Below are 10,140 nucleotides of genomic sequence, written 5' to 3'. Positions count from 1 at the left end.
AACGCAAGGTTATATAAAGCCACTTTAAGCATACTGATTAAAAATGAAATGAATAAACAAAATATTACATGGATAAAAAACAACTCAGCCCCTGCAAAGATAAACTCTGAGGGGCTGAAGGTATTAAGTAAATAGGATTATTCTTGCAACAAAAAGTTTTCTTGGTTCACGTATGCTTCTTCCCAAATGAAAGCCTCTTCCCAAATGAAAGCTTCTTCCCAGATGAACGCTTCTTCCCAAATGAAAGCCTCTTCCCAGATGAAAGCTTCTTCCCAAATGAAAGCCTCTTCCCAGATGAAAGCTTCTTCCCAAATGAAGGCTTCTTCCCAAATGAAAGCTTCTTCCCAAACCTCAAATTCAAAACCTTCGATGTAATAGTTGCCATTTTCATCTTTACGAGCAGCGCCCATATAGTGTTGTTCACCACTTAGATCAGCAGCTATGTCCAGGCCATTGTTAGCGCATCCCATAGCAGTCGATTCAACCGCTTTAACAGCATTTACACTACCTGAACCTTGTTGGAAGGGGCTGTAAGCAAGTTGCCCATTTGATAACTGCGCCATGGTAGTACTGCTCATTAAGCGGCACTTCACATCGTTAGCACTTAAACTCGGATCGTTTTGCAGCATTAACGCCACTATCCCACTTACCACACCGGACGCTTGTGACGTACCAGACATAATAAAGCGATCATTTCCAACCATATATTGCGGAAATTTATTAGGCACATACATATCTTCATTAGCTAAGCTAAATATATGTCCACCTGGCGCAACCAAATCGGGCTTAACAAAAGCTTCGTGCGTTGGACCTTGAGATGAGAATGAAAGTAACTCATCATCATGAGGATTATCTTGCGTGTAGTTGTCAGTTATTGCGCCAACACTAATAACATAAGGAACATTGGCAGGCACACCGATAGTCATTGCCGCCGGTCCAGTGTTACCAGCAGAGGTTACCACTACAATGTCTTCTTCCCATAATTTCATGATCGCTTGATTGATTGGATCCGCCCAGTAATTCGAACGTGGCGGCGCACCAAAGGATAAATTCACAACTCGAATATTAAGTTCTTCGTGATTATCAGCAATATATTGAATCGCTCTAAGTGCATCTAAATAAGTACTATGGCCATCTTCATAGAACGCTTTAATCACCACTAGGTTTGCGTCTGGAGCAACCCCTTGATAATAACTGCGCATCTGTCCATCAACGACTGCATGGTCGCTGTTGGCAATGATCCCAGAAATATGTGTTCCATGACTATTTTCATCCGTCATATCTTCTGGTTGTAATTCCTGATTTTCAATTGCATCAAAAGCAGCTGTAATTCTAGGATTATCGTAGGTGTCATTTTTTAGCGCTTTGTGACTCGCCCATACACCACTATCGATAACCGCAACGGTAATGTCTTTACCGGTAATACCATTGTCATGTAACTCATCAGCACCAATGGTGTTTACATAGTAGCTGTTGCTATCGCCTTCATTGGCTTGAGTGTCGTATCCTTTCACTAGGTCACGACTACAATTTTGGGTAAACGAAACGTCCATTGAAAAGTCGTTTTGTTGATAATTTTCTGTACCATTACGGGAGAAAGTTAATTCAACTTTTGCATCATCAAAGGCGTTCATTTTTGCGTAACGACTTAACCAAGAAGAATCTAGGGTTAACTCTCCGTTTTGACGGCCAAACAAGCTCCAAAACACAGTTGTACCATTGAATTTAACCGATTTGATGTTGCCCAAACTTGTAGGCCAAGTGAAACTCATTTCGTCGACATTAGTATTCATGTCACGGGCATTATATAAGTTCCAGCTCACCTTATTTTTTTCTAGGTCAACAACATGACTTCCATACACTAGGCAATTATCAAGGGCACCAGCAGTAAAAAGAGGTTGATTTTCAGTAATTGTAATCAGAGCAGGTAGACTTTTAAGCAGCTCCAATTGCAAATCAGAAACTCGTACACCAATTCCTCCGACCAACGGCAATTCGTGGGTAACCAATCCACCAACTAAATTAACTAAATCGTTGAGTACCGCAATATCACCGCCTTGGATTAAAATTTCATTATCCATTGCTAAGATGCTATTAACCACTGGAAGCTCTGGCAATCCCAAAGATGTTGTCAATTCTGAGACATCTGTAATTGCTGTGACTTTTTCAAGATTAAGCCCCAAAAGGCCGCTGCTTGCCGCGCTTGCATTTAGAGTAGAAAAGCTCAACAACCCACTTATGAGAACTGCAATTTTATTTCTATTGTTTAGTTTCATGTTATTTGTCTCTAGTATTTTTGACCGTACATGGAATGTCGTTAAACATAAAATACAGGTTTCCTATTTATCCATCAGATATAGCAACCCTCATGCCAATAGTTACCCCCCGCGGTTTTATTAGCCTTTAGTCTAATGTGAAAATAATGAATGCAATCAAACAGAAAAATATGAGTGCAAAAAATGAAATGACAGATCAATATTTACATTCATTTTTTTCAATATCATACGTTGGAAAATTTAATATCAAGTTAAAAGGGGCAAATAAAGATTAGAAAATATGATTTGGCCTAAGCAAACCTAGAATATTGTAAAGTTAACCTGTAATTTAAAGAAATAGGTACGACGAATGCCGAGAATCGTAATCTAAGATAGTGTTATTTGTTGGAATTAAATAGGTCATTAATGAGCATTGATAAATGAACGCTAATAGTAAAAGATATCCATGAAGACACTTTACGGTCTAATTTTATTATCCTTGTTTATTCCCACCAACGGAATCGCCGCTGCAGATTTAATGTCATTGGAGTGCCAAATCGTTCCGCAAAAAAACCTTGAAATATGCTCCCTTTCCACCCAAGCAGAGCATTTCCCAGTGAATGACTTGATTTTGTACAAACGAGAAAAGGGCCATCTGCCTGTGCTTATTGAGGTTATTAAAGGAGATGTTGCTATAAGTTGGTTTTGGGGATTTTCGACACAAGGAAAGTACTCAGTAATGAGTTTCGCCGAAGAAGGACATCCTTATTTTGTCGTTTTCGAGACCGAAGCTTTTTTGCAAACTGAGCAACGGCCAACTGCGATCGCCGTTGTCTCAGATTACTTTTTAGAAAGCTTAATTGAATTGCAAGATGATGGTACTGCCGTGTTTGCATACTCTGGTAGCAGACAAACCGCTAGTGATGGCGGTGAATGTGTGGATGCTCAATACGATAATCAATCTTTGAACGAAAATTGCTTTGTGACCATTAATATTTTAGATAAAAGTCATGATGCGGTTAATTAAAATAAGAATATAGACACCCCAGATATAGTGACTAGTTTTAAGTTTACTAGCTAAGCTGCCTGCCCATTTGCAAGCCACTTGTGCAACACTGCCCAATACTTTAAGCAATAGCACGTAAAGGTTGGGCTGTATTTGCAATCAATATAAAGGTATTAACGCAGCACGATCATAGGTACATCAGCTCGTTCAAGCATTTTCATCGTATTACTGCCAACAAAAAACTGCCGAAGCTTAGAGTGCCCAAATGCGCCCATAACAATGAGTTCAATATTATGGGATTTTTTGTACTCCATAAGCGACTCAAAAATATCTCCCTCAAGGTAAGAGGCAGTCACTTGAAAGCCTTTTTGTTGCAATCGTTGCTGAGCAGATTCGAATTTATCCTGTAGATTTTTTTCGTTATTTTTTACCGAAACCAAATGACAATGAAGCCCGTGTAATAACCCACCATCAATTACCCGTTGCAATGCTTTGTCAGCAGTTTCTCTGCCATCATAAGCAATCATAAACGAAGTTGGTGGGTTGAAAGTATCTGGAATTAACAAAACAGGATGCACTGCTTTGCGCAGTAGGGTCTCAATATTCGATCCTAGTGCGTTAAAGCTATTATCATGTCCTTTGCCATTGCGGCCAATAACAATGAGTCTGGTTTTGTCTTCGATGTCGTTTATCGAATCTACAACTTCACCATGTCTTTGTAATGATTCAACCTCAGCAACACCAGAAGTTTGTGCATGTTGAACTACATCGTCAAGCAACTCACGGCCTAACTGCAGAGCTACTTTGGCACGTTGTTCATCTAACTTTGTCATTTCTTCAAGCAAAGCTGAACGCGCACCTAGGCCAATGGCACCAGTATAATCATCAGCGCCATGCTGCTGTTCTTTTTCCAAAGCATGTAAAAACAGAATGGGTTTGTTGAGTTTCTTTGATGCCCAGACAGCAGCCGCTGTCACGGCTGGGGTGATTGCAGAACCATCTACACAAGTCACTATTTTCGTCATCATTATCTCCTTAATGTCCGCCAAACAGCTTTTCGACTTCTTTAGGATCATTGTGAACCCCAAATTTATCAACCACTGTTTCCGTTGCTTCATTCATTCCCACAAGATTAACAGTCGCTCCTTCGCGCCGGAATTTAATTACCACTTTATCCAAGGATGACACCGCAGTGATATCCCAAAAATGTGCATGGCTAAGATCAATCACAACGGTTTCGACAGCTTCTTTAAAATCAAATTCGTTGACAAATTGTTCTGCTGATGCAAAAAACACCTGACCGATTATCTCGTAAGTTCGCACTTTTTCAACTTCGTTATAGTGGGACTTGACAGCCATAAAACGGCCGATTTTATTGGAGAAGAACAAGGTTGCTAACAGCACACCAATAAATACCCCAATAGCTAAGTTGTGGGTAGCAACAACAACAATAACAGTGCTCACCATAACGATATTTGAAGACATGGGATGTTTTCGTAAATCAGTGATAGATGACCAAGAAAAGGTTCCTATTGATACCATGATCATAACTGCCACCAGCGCAGCCATTGGAATTTGGCCAACCCAGTCGTCAAGAAATACCACCATAATGATTAAAAACAGACCCGCAATAAAGGTAGACAACCTGCCGCGGCCACCTGATTTCACATTGATAATTGACTGGCCTATCATGGCGCAACCAGCCATACCACCAAATAAACCAGCACCAATATTCGCCATGCCCTGCCCTTTGCATTCTTTATTCTTGTCACTGGTTGTATCGGTTAGATCATCAACTATTGTTGCCGTCATCAAAGACTCAAGTAAGCCAACCACGGCCAACCCAAGGGAGTAAGGTAAAATAATTTCAAGGGTAGTTAAATTAAGCGGAACTTCCGGCCACAGAAATATCGGTAACGTATCGGGTAGTTCGCCCATATCACCCACAGTTCGAATGTCTAAACCTAACGCTATCGAAACAATAGTAAGGGTGACGATACACACCAACGGTGACGGAACAACTTTACCAATAGTAGGAACATAAGGTAATAGATAGATAATGCCTAAACCGGCCGCTGTCATAGCATAAACATGCCAAGTTACATTGGTCAATTCAGGTAATTGCGCCATGAAAATTAGAATAGCTAATGCATTAACAAAACCGGTTACCACCGAGCGGGAAACAAAGCGCATTAGACTGCCAAGTTTGAGGAAACCAAAAATAATTTGCAGCACACCGGTAAATAAAGTGGCGGCCAGCAAGTATTCCAACCCATGCTCCTTTACCAAGGTTACCATGAGCAGTGCCATTGCTCCGGTAGCAGCGGAAATCATTCCTGGTCGGCCACCCACAAATGCAATAATGACGGCGATACAAAACGAAGCGTAGAGACCCACTTTAGGATCCACTCCGGCAATAATTGAAAAAGCAATCGCTTCCGGTATCAAGGCTAATGCCACAACAATACCAGCAAGCACATCACCACGAATATTAGAGAACCACTCTCTTTTCATGTTTTCGAGCATGTAAATAACCTAAAATTTGACCTTCCCTTGTAACGTAAGGAAAGTAACAGTTTTCAAAACAAATAAGTCCGCGAGCAATGTGGGACATTTGCACAACAAGAATCAACGAGATGATAGAGGGAGGACAGCCTAGGGCGGCGTGAGTTTCAAGTTCGAGTTCCTTAATAGTTGTTAACGACTAGATGCGAACAATATAACTTTAGTAATTTTGATACAAGTACAACCAGTTGAAATCACCTAAAAACACCGGTCATAATCCTAATTCTGCATGGTACGCTCGAATTAACTATTGTTTAAACTACTTTAAATGGCGCTAATTAAAAACTCAAATAGTGAGATTTCTTGTGCCAAAATGATTGCCCTAGCGCAACTAAAAACACTTCAAGTTAATAAGCCAGAATAACCCCGGCTAAAACTATTAAAATATTAAAATATTATGACTTCATGTAGGATTTTTTCGGACAAACAGGATATAAGCAGAGGTCAAAAATATAAGTAAAAGTGTGGAAGGCTCGTTTACCTGTGTAATTTGCTGCTCGATTAACGCTAAATTTGAATAAGTAACAAGGTGGGACATACTGATTTCTTCTCCGGGTTGCAAAGTAATACCCAATGCATAGGAAAATGTGCCATCACCGAATGCCTGCTGGCTGCCTCCAATATCAGTGCCCGTTGCACTTGCGCTGCCAGTAAAACTCATATGGCCGGTATTTGTTATGTCCGTTTCCCGTATTAATGACATAATCGCATTATCGCCGCTTTCAGTTTGATTATTTATATACGGACTAGTGTCGGCAAAAACGATATCTAACGCATTACTAGAGGTGAAAAACATATCTAGCATTGCGAAGGCTTCTGCGACACTACTTTCTCCGTCCGCTATTGCAAACATCCCCATTTCAAATTCGCCTTCAATTGAAAATGTCAATGCTGTGGTATTTTGATTGGAAAGAGTATAGGTTCTCTGAAAAGACGCTTCAGTGTTAGCTTGAGTATCAAAAAGTTCTGAGCTAATGGTTGCCTGGGCCTGCCCATTCCCCCATATTCCATATTCAGAAACATCACCATTACCATCAGGAACTAACTCATATTCAACGATTTGATATAGCTGTGTATTATTCATGCCGAAAGCACCTTCGGTACCAGCATTACGTGTGCTACTGCCAACGCTTGTGAAACTCGAAGGGTTGTCAGGAGCGTCACCTGCAATCACCACATCAAAGTCATCAAATTCAACACTATCTGCCGCTTGTAGCTCGGTATTCACTGAGTAAGAATAAATCGGGCCATCGCTATTAATCTCTAATCCAATAGGCAACTGACCTCCGCCTGCAATAATGAAGTCATGGTAAAATGACAGACCACTATTAGCATTTATGGGGACAGCCATGCCTGTTCCTAACCAGGTTGTTGCCATAATACCTATAAAAATTGAATTAAGCGTTTTCATGGTCGCTCCTTTTTACGCATTTAAAAGCCAAATTAAGCCACTATCCTAGTTATCAAAGTATAAATACTTGCACGTGGCTAAAACTGAGTACTGACACCTGTTTTTTGTGAACCAACCACCTAAATTTTGCAAAATCCTGCAATTTGGCGAAATTTAACTTAAATTAGAATATATAGTTGAGGCTCAGCGGAGCAGGTAATTAGAATGTTTTTAGAGCGAGAAGCCGCTATTGATAAGATATCAAACAGTATCTCTCAAATAGCTCAATCGGGAAAAATATTGCTGCTAAGTGGTGAAGCCGGTATCGGTAAAACCACCTTGTTGGAGCACGTCCGTTCCCATGCAGATAGCACAGTAGACATTTATTGGTCAGGTTGCGATCCCTTATTTACGCCTCGCCCATATGCTCCAATATACGATTTTGCCCAGTTGCTATCGCCTACCTTGCTCACGCAATTGGAAAATGGTGCCGTACCTAACTTAATTTATTCCAGCTTTTTTCAGGCAATTAGCCAATTGGGAAAACCAACTATTTTGGTAATAGAAGATGTTCATTGGGCCGACCATGCCAGCTTAGACCTAATCAAATATATCGTAAGACGTATCTCATTTTTGCCCTGTTTACTGTGTCTAAGTTATCGAGTCGATGAAGTGACGCAAAATCATCCTTTGAGTTCAGTACTTTCATTAGTGCCTTCTGCACATACAGTGCGCGTTCATCTCGAACAATTAAGCCAAGACGCGGTGGCAAAATTAAGTAAAGACAGTGGCTATGATCCAGATGCCTTACACAAGATCACCGGTGGAAACCCATTTTTTATTGCAGAATTGTTAGCTAATAACGGTTATAACAATCACACAATTCCCGCGTCAATTAGAGAGGCGGTGAGCAGCAGAGTACAATTATTAGGCCGTAATGAACGAGAACTTTTGCAGGTTTTGAGTCTTATTCCATATAGTATTCCAGCCGTTTTGATTGGCAAATTATTTGATGAAAACGGTGAATCGTTCGCAATGGCCTGTGTTGCAAGAAAATTATTGGTATGTGATCAGCAAAGTATATTTCGGTTTAAGCATGAACTAGTTCGGTTAGCCATATTGGAAAATCAATCACCGCCGCAAATCAAACTAACTCATAAGCGTATAATTGAGTGTTTAGAAACACTGTCTTTAGGCACTAATTTAGCTTGGTTGGTGCATCATGCTGAGGGGGCTTTAGATGCCGAAAGAGTGCTTAAATACGCACCTAATGCAGCGACTAAAGCAGCTGAACTAGGAGCCCATAAGGAAGCCGCATCGTTTTACAGCAAAGCCCTAAGTTTTGTTGAATATGCTGAACCTGAACTTGCTGCAAGCCTGCATGAAAACTGGGCATATGAAGTAAGCTTAACAACCCACATGCAACAAACTGTAATCGACGCACGACGCCACGCCATTAGCCTATGGAGAGCCCTAGACAGACAAGATAAAGTAGGTGAAAACTTACGTTCGCTGTCACGTCTTTATTGGTATCAAGGCCATGCAGAAAAAGCCGAGCAATACGCTAACCAGGCGATTAAAACATTTGAGTCGATACCAGCCTCTAGCGAACTGGCCATGGCCTACTCTTTACGCTCACAATTGGATATGCTCAACGACCGAACGGACGACGCCATACACTGGGGAAATAAAGCCCTTGAACTGGCAGAGCAGTTTTCAAATCCTACGGTGAAAGCACATGCGCTAAATAATATTGGGACGGCTTTATTGATGCATGGCGATGCCACGGGCGAAGATAAACTAAGACAAAGTCTAGCTATTTCAGAACAACATGGTTTCCACGAGGATGTGGCAAGGGTTTACACAAACTTTTCAGACTATTGTATTCGATTTAAGAAACTTGATTTAGCTGAAACTATGACTCAAAAAGGCATTCAATACGATATCGCTCATGATCTAGATTCGTGGACTTATTATTTAGTAGGTTTACAAGCCCAACTGCGTCAGGAACAAGGAAGATTAATAGATGCACAAACCATTGCTGCCGGCGTGCAATCGATTCAAAACCAAACCCTATTAATGAAACTGCCGGCGTTAATTGTTCTCGCACGAGTCAACTTACGTCTGGGAGTTGCGAATAGCCATGAGTTGCTTAATCAAGCCTTAAAAGACGCCCAATCAACCAATGAAAACCAATACATCATTCCAGCTAGGTTAGGACTTATTGAATACCAATGGTTAAACGCGGACAACACAACTTGTATAGAAGAAGCTAAAAAACATATAGATTGGTTAAATGAATTGCCGCCTGGTGTATTGAACCAATGGCAGTCAGGCGAATTATTTTTTTGGTCTAAACTTTTACAATATGAAATACCAAATGTTCGGCAAGATAGCATATCAAAACCTTATCAACTTCAATTAGCAGGTAACGACGAAGCGGCTTATTCTGCATGGCAGACCCTTGGAATGCCTTTCAACGCTGCGATTTGTCTACTGTCAATTCAGGGGCAGCGTCGGCAATCTTCATTCGTGAACGCATGGCAACTATTCGAAAAGATGCAGGCCAAAGCCCTACAACAAAAAGTGAGAAATATTGCCGCATCAGAAGGGTTTGCCGATATTCTTCCAAAACTTCGCCGCGGTCCTTATTCTAAAACACGAAAACACCCAATTGGACTCACCAATAAAGAACAACAAGTTTTGAAGCTGTTAGTCACAGGCGCAAGTAACCTTGAGATAGCGAATACGCTTTGTCGATCAAATCGCACAATAGAAAATCACGTGTCTTCGATTTTAAGTAAACTGAATGTGGAAAACCGAGTTGAAGCTATGCTCAGAGTGCAAAACGAACCTTGGTTAGCAGAATAAAGCAACACCATCATATATTGATATGAACAGGTTAAACGTATTTATCAATCTGC

6 protein-coding genes are annotated in these 10,140 nt (G+C 40.8%); 2 read left to right on the top strand and 4 right to left on the bottom strand.

Translation table 11 applies throughout. The features are described from left to right. Window positions 1-137: 137 nt before the first annotated feature. A complete protein-coding gene (locus KO530_RS16610; RefSeq protein WP_216049580.1) occupies window positions 138-2,276 on the bottom strand; it encodes a S8 family peptidase in 2,139 nt (712 codons plus the stop codon). Between the two features lie 445 nt (window positions 2,277-2,721). Here KO530_RS16610 and KO530_RS16605 point away from each other — a divergent pair, with 445 nt between their 5' ends. After that, window positions 2,722-3,282, top strand: coding sequence for a hypothetical protein (locus tag KO530_RS16605; RefSeq protein ID WP_216049579.1), 561 nt, complete (start codon window positions 2,722-2,724; stop codon window positions 3,280-3,282). 152 nt (window positions 3,283-3,434) lie between these two features. On the opposite strand, the gene KO530_RS16600 is transcribed toward KO530_RS16605, so the two are convergent. The 3 genes from KO530_RS16600 to KO530_RS16590 all read right to left on the bottom strand — a co-directional run bounded on the left by KO530_RS16600 (window position 3,435) and on the right by KO530_RS16590 (window position 7,237). Next, window positions 3,435-4,286: a universal stress protein gene (locus tag KO530_RS16600; RefSeq protein ID WP_216049578.1), complete on the bottom strand. Its 852-nt coding sequence runs from the start codon at window positions 4,284-4,286 to the stop codon at window positions 3,435-3,437. A gap of 10 nt (window positions 4,287-4,296) precedes the next feature. Beyond that, window positions 4,297-5,787, bottom strand: coding sequence for a SulP family inorganic anion transporter (locus KO530_RS16595; protein WP_216049577.1), 1,491 nt, complete (start codon window positions 5,785-5,787; stop codon window positions 4,297-4,299). Window positions 5,788-6,229: 442 nt separating this feature from the next. After that, window positions 6,230-7,237 carry a hypothetical protein gene (locus KO530_RS16590; RefSeq protein WP_216049576.1) on the bottom strand — a complete coding sequence of 336 codons (1,008 nt, stop codon included), beginning with the start codon at window positions 7,235-7,237 and terminating at the stop codon, window positions 6,230-6,232. Between the two features lie 204 nt (window positions 7,238-7,441). On the opposite strand from KO530_RS16590, the gene KO530_RS16585 reads away from it, so the two are divergent. Continuing rightward, window positions 7,442-10,087, top strand: a complete 2,646-nt coding sequence (locus KO530_RS16585) for an AAA family ATPase (protein WP_216049575.1) — start codon at window positions 7,442-7,444, stop codon at window positions 10,085-10,087. The last annotated feature ends 53 nt before the right edge of the window (window positions 10,088-10,140 follow it).

It is taken from the genome of Aliiglaciecola lipolytica (assembly GCF_018860635.1).
Lineage (GTDB): Bacteria > Pseudomonadota > Gammaproteobacteria > Enterobacterales > Alteromonadaceae > Aliiglaciecola > Aliiglaciecola lipolytica_A.
The sequence above is the reverse complement of the archived record's forward strand: the minus strand, read 5'-3'. Positions and strand labels throughout refer to the sequence as shown.

Bases quoted from the DNA above. Each gene is read 5' to 3' on its own strand.
- KO530_RS16585 (WP_216049575.1), top strand. From the start codon at position 7,442: ATGTTTTTAGAGCGAGAAGCCGCTATTGATAAGATATCAAACAGTATC.
- KO530_RS16600 (WP_216049578.1), bottom strand. From the start codon at position 4,286: ATGACGAAAATAGTGACTTGTGTAGATGGTTCTGCAATCACCCCAGCC.
- KO530_RS16605 (WP_216049579.1), top strand. From the start codon at position 2,722: ATGAAGACACTTTACGGTCTAATTTTATTATCCTTGTTTATTCCCACC.
- KO530_RS16590 (WP_216049576.1), bottom strand. From the start codon at position 7,237: ATGAAAACGCTTAATTCAATTTTTATAGGTATTATGGCAACAACCTGG.
- KO530_RS16610 (WP_216049580.1), bottom strand. From the start codon at position 2,276: ATGAAACTAAACAATAGAAATAAAATTGCAGTTCTCATAAGTGGGTTG.
- KO530_RS16595 (WP_216049577.1), bottom strand. From the start codon at position 5,787: ATGCTCGAAAACATGAAAAGAGAGTGGTTCTCTAATATTCGTGGTGAT.